The sequence below is a fragment of the Roseateles sp. FW301-B2 genome (genome assembly GCF_058788955.1).
Genome location: NZ_JBYTBE010000005.1, coordinates 55,896 through 71,051, shown reverse-complemented (window position 1 = coordinate 71,051; position 15,156 = coordinate 55,896). Strand labels below are relative to the sequence as shown.

Below are 15,156 nucleotides of genomic sequence, written 5' to 3'. Positions count from 1 at the left end.
GCCGATAATGGCGGCAAACGCCCATGAACATCATGCCCAACGCACCCACGCTTCAGTCACTCGTCGACGAGGTCGTCGCCCGGGTGCCGGCGCTGAGCCTTGCCGTGCTGAACGAGACGCACGACGAGCTGAAGGACAAGCCCCAGCACCATCAGCTGTTTGCCGGCTGGCTGCGCGAGCGCCCGCGCTTCGTCAACGACTTTGAGTCCTCGCTGCGCCCCTTGCTGGCGGCGGCCCGCGAGGGCAAGGACCCGCTGCAGCGCAGCGGCCCGGCGCGCCTGGACACCCTCAGCCTGGTGGACGAGAAGCAGGCCCTGCAGGACGTGGCCATTGCGCATGCGGTGTCGGTGATCGAAGACCGCAGCCGGCCCGAGGTGCATCAGCTGGGCAATTTCTTCGCTGCGCTGCGCGGCATTGCGCGCCCGCTGAAGAACGACAACCCGCTGCGCCCGGCGCTGTTTGCGCAGGCGCTGAACCGTGCCATGCAGGGCGTGGACCTGGACCCCGAGGCGCGCTATGCGCTGATGCGCGTGGCCGCCCAGCCCTTGGCCAATGGCGTGCATGCGATCTACAGCGCGCTGTGCCAGCAAATGCGCGAGGCCGACCTCATCAATATGGTGGCCAGCCATGGCGCCGGCATCAAGGCATCGGAACTGCGCCAGCGCCAGTTCGCCAGCCATGCCGAGACCATACCGACCTCGCTGGACACCCTGGCGCGCCGCGTGGACGAATACAACTCGCGGCCGCAGAGCCTGGGCGCCGCGGCAGGTGCCAAGACGGCCGCCGCGGGCGGTGGCGATCTGCTGTCGCGCCTGTATGGCCAGATCCTGGCCGACCCGAATCTGCTGCCCGCGGTGAAGCAGCTGCTGGCGCGGCTGCAGGTGGCGGTGGCGCGGCTGGCGCAGACCGATGGCAGCCTGCTGCGCCGGCAGGACCATCCCACCTGGCAGCTGCTGAATCGCGTGTCGGCCCATGGCCAGGCCTTCGAGAACCCGAACGACGAGCGCCTGCGCGAATTCCTCGGCTTCATGGACGCGCAGGTGCAACAGCTGGTGGCCTCGCCCGTGCCCACCGCGCTGCAATTCCAGCAGGCCCTCAACGCGGTGGATCAGCAGATCCGCCAGCATGCCCACCAGCGCAGCGAACGCAGCGCCGTGGCCCTGGCGGCGCTGGAGCGCGAGCAGGAGCGCGGCGACTGGCTCAAGCTGCTGCGCGAGCAGCTCAAGGAGCAATTGGCCGATGCCCCGCTGACCGCCAGCCTGCGCAAGTTCCTGCTCAGCAGCTGGGTGGAAGTGATCGTGCAGGCGATGGTGCTGCATGGCCGCGATGCGCCCGAGGCCCAGTCCTATATCGAGCTGGTGGACGAGCTGCTGGCCAGCCTGCAGCTGCCCGCGACCGAGGCGCAGCGCCAGCAGTTCCGCGCCAGCCTGCCGGCCCTGATCACGCGTCTGGAACGCGGCATGGACTCGATTGCGATGGATGCGTCCAGGCGCCAGGACATCCTGGCCGAGCTGATGCAGCAACACGGCCGCATCCTGCGCGGCCTGCCGGCGCTGGCCGAGGCGGTGGCGGCACGGCCGGCCAAGCCCGGCCAGGAGTACAGCCCCGAAGAATTGCTGCAGCAGCTGCTCACCGAGCGCGAGTCGCAACTGCCCTCGCACTGGGCGCATTCGCGCGTCGACCGCGGCCACCTGCCCACCGTGCCGGTGGCGCTCTACTCGGGCCAGGACGCCGAGAAGGCGCGCGCCGCGCTGGAGGCCTGGATGGACCAGCTGCAGGTCGGCAACTGGTACCACCTGTTCCTGCAAAGCCAGTGGATGACGGCGCAGATCGCCTGGATCAGCGAAAGCCGCCAGTTCTTCCTGTTCGTCGGCCAGGACGCTGACGAGCGCCATTCGCTCACGCGCGGCGCCATCGAGCAGCTGCTGGCCAACGGCCTGATCACCGCGCTGGAGGAAGAATCCCTGGTACAACGCGCGGTGACTTCGCTGATGCAGGACCTGGACGAGCATCCCTAGCCGCCCCGGGTCCGCGCCCAAGACCGCATGACCCGAGCCCATCGCTACCTCCTCACCGCGCTGCTGCTGCTGCCCCCGCTGACCTGGGGGCAAGACCTGCCCCCGGCCGCCGGCGCGGCGCGCCCCAAGCTGGGCCTGGTGCTCTCGGGCGGTGGCGCGCGCGGCCTGGCCCATGTGGGTGTGCTCAAGGTGCTGGAGCGCGAGCGCATCCCGGTGGACCTGATCACCGGCACCTCGATGGGCGCCATCATCGGCGGCCTCTACGCCAGCGGCATGAGTGCCGCGCAGCTGGAGCGCGAGCTGACCCGGCTCTCCTGGGGCGATGTGTTCGCCAGCCGGGTGGAACGGCAGGATCTTTCGCAGCGCCGCAAGGAGGAGGACTTCGAGTTCTCGGCGGTGCTGGAGTTCGGCATGCGCGATGGTGAATTCCGCGCCCCGCAGGGCACACTCTCCAGCCGCGGGCTGGAAACGCTGCTGCGCCGCTTCACCCTGCCGGTGCGCAAGATACGCCGCTTCGACGAATTACCCACGCCCTTCCGCGCCGTTTCCACCGACATGGAGTCGGGCGAGCAGCAGGTGCTCAGTGAGGGCGACCTGGCGCTGGCGATCCGCTCCAGCATGAGCGTGCCGGGCGTGTTCGCGCCGGTGGAATGGGAGGACCGCATCCTCGGCGACGGCGGCCTGGTCAACAACCTGCCGGTGGACATCGCCCGTAGCATGGGCGCCGAGCGGCTCATCGCCGTCAACGTCGGCACGCCGATCGGCGGGCGCGAATCGCTCGGCTCGCTGCTGGGCGTGACGGCGCAGATGATCAACATCCTCACCGAGCAGAACGTCAAGCGCAGCCTGGCCAGCCTGTGGGAAGGCGATGTGCTGATCAAGCCGCAGCTGGGCAAGCTCACATCCGGCGACTTCGAGCGCGGCGTCGACTTCATCAAGCTCGGCGAGCAGGCGGCCGAGGCGGCGCTGCCGGAGTTGCGCGCCTTCGCGGTCGACGCGCCCGGCTACCGGCGCTGGCGCGAGGCGCGCGGCGGTGCGCAGCTCGACAAGCCGCTGCTGGCCGCGGTGCGCATGGAGGGCAGCGAGATCGCCAACCCCCAGCGCTTTGCCGATCAGCTCGAGTCCAAGCCCGGCGAACGCTTCGACCTCGCCAAGGCGGAGCGCGATACGCGCTTCCTCGCCTCCTCGGGCGACTACGAGCGCGTCGACTACCACGTCGAGGCGCGCGAGGCCGGCGACACCCTGGTGTTCAGCATGGAAGACAAGTCCTGGGGGCCTAACTACTTCCGTGTCGGCCTCGATCTCAGCACCGACCTGAGCGGCGACAGCTCCTTCAATCTGCGCATCTCGCACAACCGCCACTGGCTCACCCCCAATGGCACCGAATGGCGCAACCAGCTCACGCTCGGGCAGACGCCCAGGCTCTACTCCGAGCTCTACCATCCGCTGGGCCTGCGGCTGGGGGTGTCGAACGATTGGTTCGTGTCCGGCTGGGGCGAGCTGGAGCGCAGGCAGATCACCATTTACGACCGCGACACGGGCCATGGCCTGGCGCGCTTCCAGCGCAGCGGCGCCAGCGTCGGCGCCGACCTCGGCCAGCCCTGGGGCCGCCTGGGCGAGATCCGCATCGGGCTGCTGCACGAGGCCTGGCGGCTCAGCCCCAGCCTGCTGACCATCGACGTGCCCGGCGTTGACTTCAACCGCCATGCCAACGAGACCGCGCTGCGCCTGAAGGCCGTGGTGGACCAGCTCGACTTCGCCAATTTCCCGCAGCGCGGCTATCGCTACACCTTCGAGGGCCTGTACGGCTACCAGGTCAATCGCGGCGAGAACAACGGCAATTTCGCGCGCGCCGAGCTGCAGGCCACAGGGGTGCAAAGCTGGGGCCGCCACACGCTCAATCTGCATCTGCGCGGCTTTGCCGCGCGCGAGCCCGAGAGCTCGGTGCAAGGGCCCTACAGCCTGGGCGGCTTCCAGCAACTGTCCGGCTACAAGCAGGGCCAGCTCACCGGCGCGGCCCTGCTGTTCGGGCGCGCCAGCTACTACATGCGGCTCAACGAGACGCCGGTGCTGACGCGCGGCTTCTTCGTGGGCGGCTCGCTGGAGGCGGGCAACACCTGGGACAACCATCGCCAGATGAGCTTGAAGGGCCTGCGCTGGGCCAGCAGCCTGTTCCTGGGCACCGACACCACGGTGGGCCCGCTCTATGTGGGCCTGGGCTACGCGCCGCAGGGCGGCAGCGCGCTCTACCTCTTCATCGGCAGACCCTGAGGGATCAGCCCGGCGATCAGCCTGGCGATCAGTGCCGGCTGCTCATGCACGATCCAGTGCGTCGCGCCCGGCACGCGCTCGAGCCGCAGCTGCGGCACGAAATGCGCGAGGCCCTCCAGCATGCTGGGTGGCAGGGCGCGGTCGGCCTCGCCCCAGATCACCAGGGTGGGCAGCTTGACGGTGACGAACTCGGGCGCGAACTCCAGCGCCATCGCGCCCGGATCCTCAGGCGTGGGCGGCCGCATCGGCGAGGCCCGGTAGTAGTTCAGGGGGCCGGTGAGCCCGCGCGACCAGAGCTCGCGGTAGCGCGCGCGCAAGGCCTCGTCGAGCCAGGGCGCGCCGCCCTCGGCAAAGTCGGTGAAGAAGGCAAACATGCCGGCAAAGTCGTGCTCGGCCAGGCGCTCCTCGGCATCCGGCCGGCACAGCATGTTCATGTAGGCGCTGGCGCGGCGCTGCGCCGGATTGAGCTGCAGCTCGCGCAAGAAGGTGCCCGGATGCGGTGAGTTGATGATCACCAGTTGCTGCATCAGCTGGGGCTTCTGCACCGCCAGATTCCAGGCCACCGCACCGCCCCAGTCATGCGCCACCAGGGCGGTCAGCGGGCCTTCGCCGGTGGCGGCCACCAGGGCCGCAACATCCGCCACCAGATGCTTGGCGCGGTAGGCCTCGACCTCGCGCGGCGCGCTGGAGCGCTCGTAGCCGCGCAGATTGGGCGCTATGCAGCGGTAGCGGTCCGCCAGCATCAGCATCAGCTCGTCCCAGATGAAGGCGGCCTCGGGAAAGCCATGCAGAAAGATCAGGCGCGGCGCCGCGGCCGGGCCGCAAGCGCGGCAGGACAGGGTGATGCCATGCGGCAGCACCTGGTCAAAGCATTCGATCATGGCCGAGGCCTCCCTGTGGAGCCTCAGTATCGAGAGCCGCCTCGCGGCAGCCCTGTCACTCCGGCGACAGCTCCGGGGGCGGAATTTCCCCCATGGTGGGCGCCACCACGGCCGACTGCATCCAGTCGTACAGGATATGGGCGACGTCCGCCACGCCCTGCTTCTTCAGCGCCGAGAACAGCGTCACCGAGACGTCCGACTCCTCCGTGGCCAAGCCGGCCAGGAAGGCCTGGCATTCGGCCAGCGCCGCGTTCGCTTCCTTGCGGTTGAGCTTGTCGGATTTGGTCAGCAGCACCAGCAGCTTGATCTCGCCGGTGCCCACGCGCGCCGCCACGAATTCGAGCAGCTGCTTGTCCAGATCGGTCAGGCCCAGGCGCGAGTCCACCATCAGCACCACGCCGGAGAGGCTGCGGCGCACCTCCAGATAGTCGGCCATCACCTTCTGCCAGCGCAGCTTGGCCGAGCGCGCCACCGCCGCATAGCCATAGCCCGGCAGGTCGGCGAAGAGCGCGTTGGGCGCGTCCTTGGGGCCGACCTCGAAGAGGTTGATGTGCTGGGTGCGCCCCGGCGTCTTCGAGGCAAAGGCCAGCCGCTTCTGCTGCGCCAGCGTGTTGATGGCGGTGGACTTGCCGGCATTCGAGCGCCCCACGAAGGCGATCTCGGGCAGTTCGTTGGCCGGCAGATGCACCAGCTGGCTGGCGGTGGTGAGGAAGCGGGCGGTGTGGGTCCAGCCCAACACCACCTTGTCCGACGCCGTTTCGGCGGCCCCGTCAGCAGGCACCGACGCCTCGGCAGGCAAGGCCTTTTGCAGGCCTGCGGCATCGTTTTTTGTGCCGCGCTTGGTGTTGGTAGTCATGAAGTTCCAGGTCTCGTTGGTTTGCCATTGTAAAATCCGCCGGTTGCGCTTACCGAACCCTAAATACTCATGAAGACTGCCGCTATCCTGTTGACCGGTCTGATGTTCGCCGCCGCAGCGGTGGCCAACGAGCCTGCCGCCGCCGCCAAACCCGATCTGGCCAAGGGCCAGGCCACTTCCACGCAAGTGTGCGCCGCCTGCCATACCGCCGACGGTTCGCGCGGCAGCCCGGCCAATCCCATCCTGCAGGGCCAGCACGCCGACTACCTGGCCAAGCAACTGGACGAATTCAAGTCCGGCAAGCGCAACAACCCCATCATGAAGGGCATGGCAGGCACGCTGTCGCCCGAAGACATGAAGAACGTCGCCGCCTTCTACGCCAGCAAGCAGGCCAAGCCCGGCTTCGCCAAGGACAAGGCCCTGGTGGCCCTGGGCGAGAAGATCTACCGCGGCGGCATCGCCGATCGCCAGATCCCGGCCTGCGCCGGCTGCCACAGCCCCAACGGCGCCGGCATCCCGGCCCAGTACCCGCGTCTGGCCGGCCAGCACAGCGACTACACCGAAGCCCAGCTGAATGCCTTCCGCAGCGGTCTGCGCACCAACAGTGCCCAGATGACCGGCATTGCCGCCAAGATGAACGACCGCGAAATCAAGGCCGTGGCCGATTACGTGGCCGGCCTGCGCTGAACTCCAGCGCTGTGCGGTGCCCGCAAGGCCCCGCCACAAGCTTTGACGCATAGCAAAGGCCGGTGTTCGCACCGGCCTTTTTTCATTGCCCCCGGGTGAGCGCCCGCTCGCCGCGACAATTCCGCCATGTCCGAGACGTCTGAGACCTCCGCCCTGCCCCGCCCCAGCCATGGCGCGGGGCGTGAATTGCTGGACCTGCTGGCCTCGATGCGCTTTGCCATCGCGCTGCTGACGGTGATCTGCATCGCCTCGGTGATCGGCACGGTGGTGAAGCAGCGCGAGCCGCTCAACAACTATGTGAACCAGTTCGGGCCCTTCTGGTCCGAGGTATTCGGCAAGCTGGACCTCTACACCGTCTACGGCGCCTGGTGGTTCCTGCTGATCCTGGCCTTTCTGGTGATCTCCACCAGCCTGTGCATCGCCCGCAACACGCCCAAGATCATCCAGGACCTGAAGAGCTACAAGGAGCAGGTGCGCGAGCAGTCGCTGCAGCTCTTCAAGCACCGCGCCCTGGGCGAGCTGCCGCTGGCGCCCGAGGCCGCGCTCAAGCAGGTGTCGGCCTTCCTCGACCAACAGGGCTGGAAGGCGCGCGCCCAGGTGCGCGCCAACGGCATCATGGTGGCGGCGCGCAAAGGCGCGGCCAACAAGATCGGCTACTTGTGCGCGCATTCCGCCATCGTGCTGGTCTGCCTGGGCGGCCTATTCGACGGCGACCTGCTGGTGCGCGGCCTGATGTGGGCGCAGGGCAAGAGCGTCTACGAGGGCAGCGGCCTGATCTCCGAGGTGCCGGCGCAGCACCGCCTGTCGGCGCGCACGCCCAGCTTCCGCGGCAATCTGATGGTGCCCGAGGGGGCGCGCAACGGCACGGCGGTGCTGAGCATGCCCACCGGCGTGCTGCTGCAGGAGCTGCCCTTCGACATCGAACTGAAGAAGTTCATCGTCGAGTACTACGCCACCGGCATGCCCAAGCTGTTCGCCAGCGACATCGTCATCCGCGACCACGAGACCGGCGCGGTGCGCGAGGCCAAGGTCAAGGTCAACGAGCCGGTCACGCACCGCGGCGTGGCGATCTATCAGAGCAGCTTCGACGATGGCGGCTCCACCCTGAAGCTGCGCGCCCTGCCGCTCGCCGGCAAGGGCGACGGCTTCACGCTGGAGGGCAAGGTCGGCGCCAGCACCCAGCTCGTCAATGGCGAGGCCAAGCTGGGGCTGGAGTTCACCGGCCTGCGCGTCATCAACGTCGAGAACATGGGCGACAGCACGGCCAGCGGCGCCGATGTGCGCAAGGTCGATCTGGTCGAGTCGCTGCAGGGCCGGCTGGGCAGCAGCGCCAAGGGCAAGGCCGACAAGGACCTGCACAACGTCGGCCCCAGCTTCAGCTACAAGCTGGTGGACGCGAGCGGCCAGAAGCGCGAGTACAACAACTACATGGCGCCGGTCGAGCTGGACGGGCAGCGCGTCTTCCTGATGGGCATGCGCGAGACGCCCAACGAGCCCTTCCGCTATCTGCGCATCCCGGCCGACGAGCAGGGCGGCCTCAGCGGCTGGCTGCGCCTGCGCCAGGGCCTGGCCGACGCCGGCCTGCGCGAGCGCGCCGCCGGCCGCTATGCCGATGGCGCCACGCCCGCCGACAAGCCGCAGATGCGGCCGCAGCTGACGGCCACGGCGCGGCGCGCGCTGGACCTGTTTGCCGGCCTGGACGGCGGCAAGCCCGGACAGATTGGCGGCCTGGCCGCGCTCTCGCAGTTCATCGACCGCGAGGTGCCCGAGGCCGAGCGCGCCCGCGTCTCCGAGGTGCTGCTGCGCATTCTCAACGGCAGCCTGTTCGAGCTGCACAAGCTGCAGCGCGCCCAGGCCGGCCTGGCGGCGCCGGCCGCCGACGCCGCCACCCAGGCCTTCATGACCCAGGCCGTGCTCTCGCTGTCGGACTCGATGTTCTACCCGGCCCCGGTGCTGCTGCAGCTGGAGGACTTCCAGCAGCTACAGGCCAGCGTGTTCCAGGTGGCGCGCGCGCCCGGTCAGAATCTGGTCTATCTGGGCGCGGTGCTGCTCATCATCGGCGTGTTCGCGATGCTCTACATCAAGGAGCGCCGCCTGTGGATCTGGCTCGAGCCGGCGCCCGGCGGCCAGGAGCACACGCGCGTGCGCATGGCGCTGTCCAGCACCCGCGAGTCGCCCGACACCCAGACCGAATTCGCCCAGCTCAAGCGGGCGCTGCTGAAGGAAGAGGAAGAAAGCCAAGCATGAACACCACCACCGCATCCCCCGCGCTGATCGTGGGCCGCCGCGGCCTGCTGGCCCGGCGCGATCTGTTCGACTGGGTGTTTGCCGCCCTCATCGTGGCCGGCGCCGGCTTCGCCTTCAGCCGCTACGGTGCCTCGATGGACGGCTACGAGAAGGGCATCCTCGTCTTCGCCGTGCCGGCGCTGATCGCGCTGGGCTGGTTCTGGAAGCCGGTGCGGGTGCTGAGCCTGGGCGTGGGCGCGGCCAGCCTGCTGGCGATCCAGCTCTATCTGCAGCACACCGACGGCTTCGGCGCCGACCTGGCCGCCGCCGACAAGGTCTTCCTGCTCAAGTACGCGCTCTCCAGCCAGAGCGCGATCCTGTGGATGAGCGTGCTGGTGTTCATGAGCACGCTGTTCTACGGCCTCGGCTTCCTTGCCAAAGCCGGCGGCGCGAGCGTGGCCGAGCACATCGGCACGCGCCTGGCCTGGGGCGCCGTCTTCATGGCGCTGCTGGGCACCATGGTGCGCTGGTTCGAGAGCCACCAGATCGCGCCGGACATCGGCCACATCCCGGTGAGCAATCTCTACGAGGTGTTCGTGCTGTTCAGCTGGATGACGACGCTGTTCTACCTGTACTACGAAGACCGCTTCAAGACCCGCGCCCTGGGCGCCTATGTGATGCTGGCCGTCAGCGGCGCGGTGAGCTTTCTGCTCTGGTACACGGTGGCGCGCGAGGCGCATGAGATCCAGCCCCTGGTGCCGGCCCTGCAGAGCTGGTGGATGAAGATTCATGTACCGGCCAATTTCGTCGGCTACGGCACCTTCGCGCTCTCGGCCATGGTGGCGCTGGCATATCTGCTCAAGACCGCCTCGCAGCGCGCGCTCTATATCGGCCTGCTGGCGGTGCCGGCCGGCCTGGTGGCGCTGATCCTGGTGTTCCGCTTCGCCCTGCCCGAGCTGCCCGCCGACACCCTGGCCGGCATGGACGGCTGGGCGCGCAAGATGACCGGCGTGCTCGTCTTCTTCATCGCCGCCGTGGCCCTGCGCAAGCCGCTCACCGCGCGCCTGCCGGCGCTCGAGCAGCTCGACGACCTGATGTACAAGGCCATCGCGCTGGGCTTTGCCTTCTTCACCATCGCCACCATCCTGGGCGCCTTCTGGGCCGCCGAGGCCTGGGGCGGTTACTGGAGCTGGGACCCCAAGGAGACCTGGGCCCTGATCGTCTGGCTCAACTACGCGGCCTGGCTGCACATGCGCCTGATGAAGGGCCTGCGCGGCGCCGTCTCGGCCTGGTGGGCGCTGGTGGGCCTGGTGGTGACGACCTTCGCCTTCCTGGGCGTCAATATGTTTCTTTCGGGCCTGCATTCCTACGGCACTCTCTGAGCCCGCCAGCAGAATTTGCGCGGCTGACGTAAGGTTGCGCCCATCAGCCCGACTGATGGGCATCACCTTCGTCAACGCCGTCCACCACCATGCATCTGCTGCGCCAACGCTCCGGTCTTGTCATCCCCTCGAGCGAAATCACGCCCCAGGCCGTCTATGAGGGCCGGCGCGACTGGCTGCGCCTGATGGCCTCGGGCGCCGCCGGGGCCGCGCTGGCGGGTTTTGCCGGCCGCGAGGCGATCGCGCAGAGCGGCAAGCTCGCCAAGCTGGCCGCCGGCAAGAGCGCCGTGCCGGGCGCGCTGACGATGGACAAGCCCACGGCCTACGCCGACGCCACCAGCTACAACAATTTCTACGAGTTCGGCACCGACAAGTCGGACCCCGCGCGCGCTGCCCACACGCTCAAGACCCGACCCTGGACGGTGACGGTGGAGGGCGAGGTCGGCAAGCCCGGCGTGTTCGATCTCGACAGCCTGCTCAAGCTCGCCCCCATGGAAGAGCGCATCTACAAGCTGCGCTGCGTGGAGGGCTGGAGCATGGTGATCCCCTGGGTGGGCTATTCGCTCGCCGAGCTGATCAAGAAGGTGGAGCCTACGGCCAAGGCCAAGTACGTCGAGTTCATCAGCCTGGCCGACAAGGCCCAGATGCCCGGCGTGCGCTCCGGCGTGCTGGACTGGCCCTATGTGGAAGGCCTGCGCCTGGACGAGGCCATGCACCCGCTGGCCCTGCTCACCTTTGGCATGTATGGCGAGGTGCTGCCCAACCAGAACGGCGCGCCGGTGCGCATGGTGCTGCCCTGGAAATACGGCTTCAAGTCGGCCAAGAGCATCGTCAAGATCCGTTTCGTCGAGAAGCAGCCCACCAGCAGCTGGACCAAGGCGGCGCAGCAGGAGTACGGCTTCTACTCGAACGTGAATCCGCAGGTGGACCACCCGCGCTGGAGCCAGGCGAGCGAACGCCGCATCGGCGAGGATGGCCTGTTCGCCAAGAAGCGCCCGACGCTGATGTTCAATGGCTATGAGGCCCAGGTTGGCCAGCTCTATGCCGGCATGGACCTGAAACGGAATTTCTGAGCCATGGCCAAGCGATCGCTGTGGCTGCACCCGGCCGCCAAGCCGGCGCTGTTCGCGCTCTGCCTGCTGCCGCTGGGCTGGCTGGTGGGGGGCGCCTTCGCCGACCAGCTGGGGGCGAATCCGGCCGAGACCCTGATCCGTTCGCTGGGCGACTGGACCCTGCGCGGCCTGTGCCTGACCCTGGCCATCACGCCCTTGCGCGTCATCAGCGGCCAGCCCGCGCTGGCGCGCTTTCGCCGCATGCTGGGCCTGTTCAGCTTCTTCTATGCCAGCCTGCACCTGCTGGCCTATGGCTGGCTGGACATGGGGCTGGAGCTGGGCGAGATCGCCCATGACATCGCCAAGCGCCCCTTCATCCTGATGGGCTTCACGGCCTGGCTGCTGCTGGTGCCACTCGCCGCCACCTCCTTCAACCGCGCCATCAAGGCGCTGGGCGCGCGGCGCTGGCAGGCCCTGCACAAGCTGGTCTACCTGCTGACCCTGGTGGGCCTGGCGCATTTCATCTGGATGCGGGCGGGCAAGCACAACTTTGCCGAACCGGCCGTCTACGGCCTGGTGCTGGCCGTGCTGCTGGGCTGGCGCCTGCTGAAACGTTGGCCCGCGCGCAGTCTGGCACGCGCCTGATGGCCGCCTGAAAGCCCCGGCCCGGGGCCTGGCGCGCGTCCCTGGGATAATCGCGGGCTTCGTTCCCGACACCCCGCCCGCCGTTCATGCCCGATTCCCTGCTGCCCCAGTACGACGTTGCCATCATCGGCGGCGGCCCGGCCGGCTGCTCGGCGGCATCCTGGCTCGCGCAGCTGGGCCTGAGCGTCGCGCTGATCGAGCGCGCGCCCCAGCTCTGCGCCGGCCTGCAGGGCCTGCAGTTCGGCCAGGACTGGGTGCTGGGCGCGCCCGGCCAGAATCTCGCCACCCTGGGCCAGCAATACGCCCGCCAGATCGAGGGCATGGCCGGCCTGCGCCTGCTGCTGGGCCAGAGCGTCGGCCATCTGGATTGGAGCGCCACTGAGCCCGGTGGCGGCTGGCGCCTGCAGCTGGAGGACGGGCGCGGTTTCGCGGCCCGTGCCCTGCTGCTGGCCACCGGACTGATACCGCTGCGCCCCGAGGCCTTCTTCCCCGGCCCGCTGCCGCAAGCGCGAGTGCTGGATGCGCTGAGCCTCACGGCCCAGCGCGAACATTTGCCCCCCGGCCGCCTGCTGCTGCTGGGCGGCGGCGACAACGCGGTGGAGAACGCGCTCTTTCTGCAGGCGCGCGGCCACCAGGTCACGCTCTGGTCGCGCAGCGACTGGCGCGCCCAGCAAGCCCTGGTGGAGCGCATCGAGGCGCTGGGTGGCGCCCTCCAGACGCGCGCGCGCAGCCCCATGCCCAGCCGCTTGCTGGCGGACGAACAAGGCGTGACGGTCGTTTCCAAGGCCCATGGCGAGGAGCGCTTCGACCATGTGGCGGTGCTGCTGGGCTTCGAGGCCGAACCCAGCGCCTGGTTGCTGGTGGGCGATGCGCTGCAGCGCGCCGGCATCACCGCGCCCTCGCATCCCTTCCGCGACGAGCCGCGCTTTGCGCCGCTGGGCCTGTTCGTGGCCGGCGACGCCAGCGGCCGCCAGCACCCCTGCGTGCAGACCGCGCTGGGCGACGGCGTGGTGGCGGCCAAGGCGGTGGAGAGCTTTCTGCGCCCCCTGCGCGAGGGCCAGGTGCCGCTGGCCCTGCGCCGCAACAACCGCCAGGTCATCAATCTGCAGGGGCTGCGCTTCGGCGCCAACCTGGGCGTGCTGGACTTCGAGCGCGAAGGCCCCCAGCCCATCCAGGTGGACGCCGAGGTCAACCTGGGCGCCCAGATGATCGTCTCGCGCGACGCCGACATCGGCCATGTGCTGGACTACCGGCGCGTGCGCAGCATCATCATCGACGAGTGCACCGCCGAACACACCGACCTGCTCGAAGCCCTGCTGGGCAAGCTCTGCACCCGGCTGATGAAGCTGCCCGGCGTGGTGGGCGTGCGCATCAAGGTGACCAAGCTCGAAATCTTCCCCGACTGCCAAGTCGCAATCAGCGCCGAATGCGGCCAATGGTGAACCCCATGACGACGACCGACACCCTCACCCCCGAACTGGACGCCGCGGCAGCGGCCAAGCAAGCCGAAAAGAAGGCTGCGCTGGAGATCAACAAGCTCTCCAAGCGCCTGCATCGCCAGGTGGGCCAGGCCATCGGCGACTTCAACATGATCGAGGACGGCGACAAGGTGATGGTCTGCCTGTCCGGCGGCAAGGACAGCTACGCCCTGCTGGACATCCTCATCAACCTGAAGCAGCGCGCGCCGATCAAGTTCGACATCGTCGCCGTCAACCTCGACCAGAAGCAGCCCGGCTTCCCGGCCGATGTGCTGCCCACATATCTGAAATCGCGCGGCGTGGACTTCCACATCGAGACGCAGGACACCTATGCCATCGTCAAGCGCCTGATCCCCGAAGGCAAGACCACCTGCAGCCTGTGCTCGCGCCTGCGCCGCGGCATCCTCTACCGCGTGGCCGGCGAGCTGGGCGCCACCAAGATCGCGCTGGGTCACCACCGCGACGACATCGTCGTGACCCTGCTGCTGAACATGTTCTTCGGCAGCCGCATGAAGGGCATGCCGCCCAAGCTGGTCAGCGACGACGGCAAAAACGTCGTGATCCGCCCGCTCGCCTATGTGGCCGAGGAAGACCTGGTGCGCTGGGCCGCGCACCGCGAGTTCCCCATCATTCCCTGCAACCTCTGCGGCAGCCAGGAGAACCTGCAGCGCGTGCAGGTCAAGGCCATGATCCGCGAGTGGGAGAAGAAGTACCCGGGCCGGGTCGACAATATGTTCACCGCGATGAGCAATATCGTCACCTCGCACATGATGGACCGCGAGCTCTTCCCCTTCCAGACCATCAAGGCCACCGGCGCGCCCATGCCCGATGGCGACATCGCCTTCGACGAGGACGAGGCCTGCGGCAGCGGCGCGCCGACCGCACCCTCGGTGATCAAGCTGCACCGCAACGACGACTGAGCGGCGCTTTACAAAGCGTCAACATGGAAGGGCCACAATGGCGCTGTTGAGAACAGCACAGGAGGCCTGCCATGACAACGACGCGACGTACCGCCCTCATCATCACTGCCGCCGCCCTGGGCCTCGCCACGCTGGCGGCCTGCTCCGGCATCTACACCCTCAGCGCCGATGTGCAGACCTTCGGCGCCTGGCCCGAGGGCCGCAAGCCCGGGCTCTATGCCTTCGAGCGCCTGCCCTCGCAGCAGGGCGACAAGCGCCAGGACGCGCTCGAGGACAGCGCCCGCCTGGCGCTTGAGAAGGCCGGCTTCCGACCCGCCACCGACGCCAAGAGCGCCGACATCCTGGTGACCCTGGGTGCGCGCGTCAGCGCGCTGGACCGCGCCCCCTGGGACGACCCGCTGTGGTGGCGCTGGCATATCGGTTATGCGAATTGGCGCCATGGCTTCGGGCGCGGCCGCGTGGGCGGCTTTGCCGGCCTGGACCTGACGGAGAAACGCTATGACCGCGAGGTGGCCCTGCTGCTGCGCGAGCGCGCCAGCGGCGAACCGCTGTATGAAGCGCGCGCCAGCAACGACGGCATCACCCAGGGCGATGCGGCCCTGGTGGGCGGGCTGATGCAGGCGGCCATGGGCGACTTCCCACAAACCCGACCGGAAGTGCATCGCATCACGGTGCAGGTCGGCGCGAAATAGCCGCCGTCAGCGGCGCCGCGATAATCGCGGCTTCAAAAATTGGAGTCG

General features: G+C 68.5%; 12 protein-coding genes and 1 pseudogene. 11 read left to right on the top strand and 2 right to left on the bottom strand.

Annotated features, from left to right (window positions below; genetic code table 11):
* The first annotated feature begins 32 nt into the window (after nucleotides 1-32).
* Both AC3WQY_RS05415 and AC3WQY_RS05410 read left to right on the top strand, forming a co-directional pair.
* A complete protein-coding gene (locus AC3WQY_RS05415) occupies nucleotides 33-2,018 on the top strand; it encodes a DUF1631 family protein (protein ID WP_492706449.1) in 1,986 nt (661 codons plus the stop codon).
* 27 nt (nucleotides 2,019-2,045) lie between these two features.
* Nucleotides 2,046-4,289 carry a patatin-like phospholipase family protein gene (locus AC3WQY_RS05410; RefSeq protein ID WP_492706447.1) on the top strand — a complete coding sequence of 748 codons (2,244 nt, stop codon included), beginning with the start codon at nucleotides 2,046-2,048 and terminating at the stop codon, nucleotides 4,287-4,289.
* Here AC3WQY_RS05410 and AC3WQY_RS05405 read toward each other — a convergent pair.
* Nucleotides 4,265-5,170, bottom strand: coding sequence for an alpha/beta fold hydrolase (locus AC3WQY_RS05405; protein ID WP_492706445.1), 906 nt, complete (start codon nucleotides 5,168-5,170; stop codon nucleotides 4,265-4,267). The two genes, AC3WQY_RS05410 and AC3WQY_RS05405, sit on opposite strands and share 25 nt — an antisense overlap.
* A gap of 55 nt (nucleotides 5,171-5,225) precedes the next feature.
* Nucleotides 5,226-6,026 (bottom strand): ribosome biogenesis GTP-binding protein YihA/YsxC, encoded by an 801-nt coding sequence (yihA, locus tag AC3WQY_RS05400; RefSeq protein ID WP_285233590.1) that lies wholly within the window; start codon nucleotides 6,024-6,026, stop codon nucleotides 5,226-5,228.
* Between the two features lie 69 nt (nucleotides 6,027-6,095).
* Between yihA and AC3WQY_RS05395 the strand changes: the two genes are divergently transcribed.
* The 9 genes and pseudogenes from AC3WQY_RS05395 (at nucleotide 6,096) to AC3WQY_RS05355 (ending at nucleotide 15,108) form a co-directional block, all read left to right on the top strand.
* Nucleotides 6,096-6,713: a c-type cytochrome gene (locus AC3WQY_RS05395; protein WP_285233591.1), complete on the top strand. Its 618-nt coding sequence runs from the start codon at nucleotides 6,096-6,098 to the stop codon at nucleotides 6,711-6,713.
* 126 nt (nucleotides 6,714-6,839) lie between these two features.
* Nucleotides 6,840-8,960 (top strand): cytochrome c biogenesis protein ResB, encoded by a 2,121-nt coding sequence (locus AC3WQY_RS05390; protein WP_492706442.1) that lies wholly within the window; start codon nucleotides 6,840-6,842, stop codon nucleotides 8,958-8,960.
* Entirely contained in the window at nucleotides 8,957-10,321 is a 1,365-nt protein-coding gene (gene ccsB / locus AC3WQY_RS05385; RefSeq protein WP_285233592.1) for a c-type cytochrome biogenesis protein CcsB, read from the top strand. The genes AC3WQY_RS05390 and ccsB overlap by 4 nt, the downstream gene beginning before the upstream one ends.
* Before the next feature lie 89 nt (nucleotides 10,322-10,410).
* The gene (gene msrP, locus AC3WQY_RS05380; RefSeq protein ID WP_492706440.1) at nucleotides 10,411-11,394 is read left to right on the top strand and encodes a protein-methionine-sulfoxide reductase catalytic subunit MsrP; all 984 of its coding nucleotides are present in this window, start codon (nucleotides 10,411-10,413) and stop codon (nucleotides 11,392-11,394) included.
* 3 nt (nucleotides 11,395-11,397) lie between these two features.
* On the top strand, nucleotides 11,398-12,018 hold the full coding sequence (gene msrQ / locus AC3WQY_RS05375) for a protein-methionine-sulfoxide reductase heme-binding subunit MsrQ (RefSeq protein WP_285233594.1): 621 nt from the start codon (nucleotides 11,398-11,400) through the stop codon (nucleotides 12,016-12,018).
* An 86-nt stretch (nucleotides 12,019-12,104) separates the two neighbouring features.
* A pseudogene (locus tag AC3WQY_RS05370) lies at nucleotides 12,105-12,860 on the top strand (FAD-dependent oxidoreductase); the annotation flags it as partial.
* A 231-nt stretch (nucleotides 12,861-13,091) separates the two neighbouring features.
* A complete protein-coding gene (locus tag AC3WQY_RS05365) occupies nucleotides 13,092-13,460 on the top strand; it encodes a dihydroneopterin aldolase (RefSeq protein ID WP_285235524.1) in 369 nt (122 codons plus the stop codon).
* 5 nt (nucleotides 13,461-13,465) lie between these two features.
* Complete coding sequence (ttcA, locus tag AC3WQY_RS05360) at nucleotides 13,466-14,416, top strand: tRNA 2-thiocytidine(32) synthetase TtcA (protein ID WP_492706437.1); 951 nt, start codon at nucleotides 13,466-13,468, stop codon at nucleotides 14,414-14,416.
* Between the two features lie 71 nt (nucleotides 14,417-14,487).
* A complete protein-coding gene (locus AC3WQY_RS05355; RefSeq protein WP_285233596.1) occupies nucleotides 14,488-15,108 on the top strand; it encodes a DUF4136 domain-containing protein in 621 nt (206 codons plus the stop codon).
* The last annotated feature ends 48 nt before the right edge of the window (nucleotides 15,109-15,156 follow it).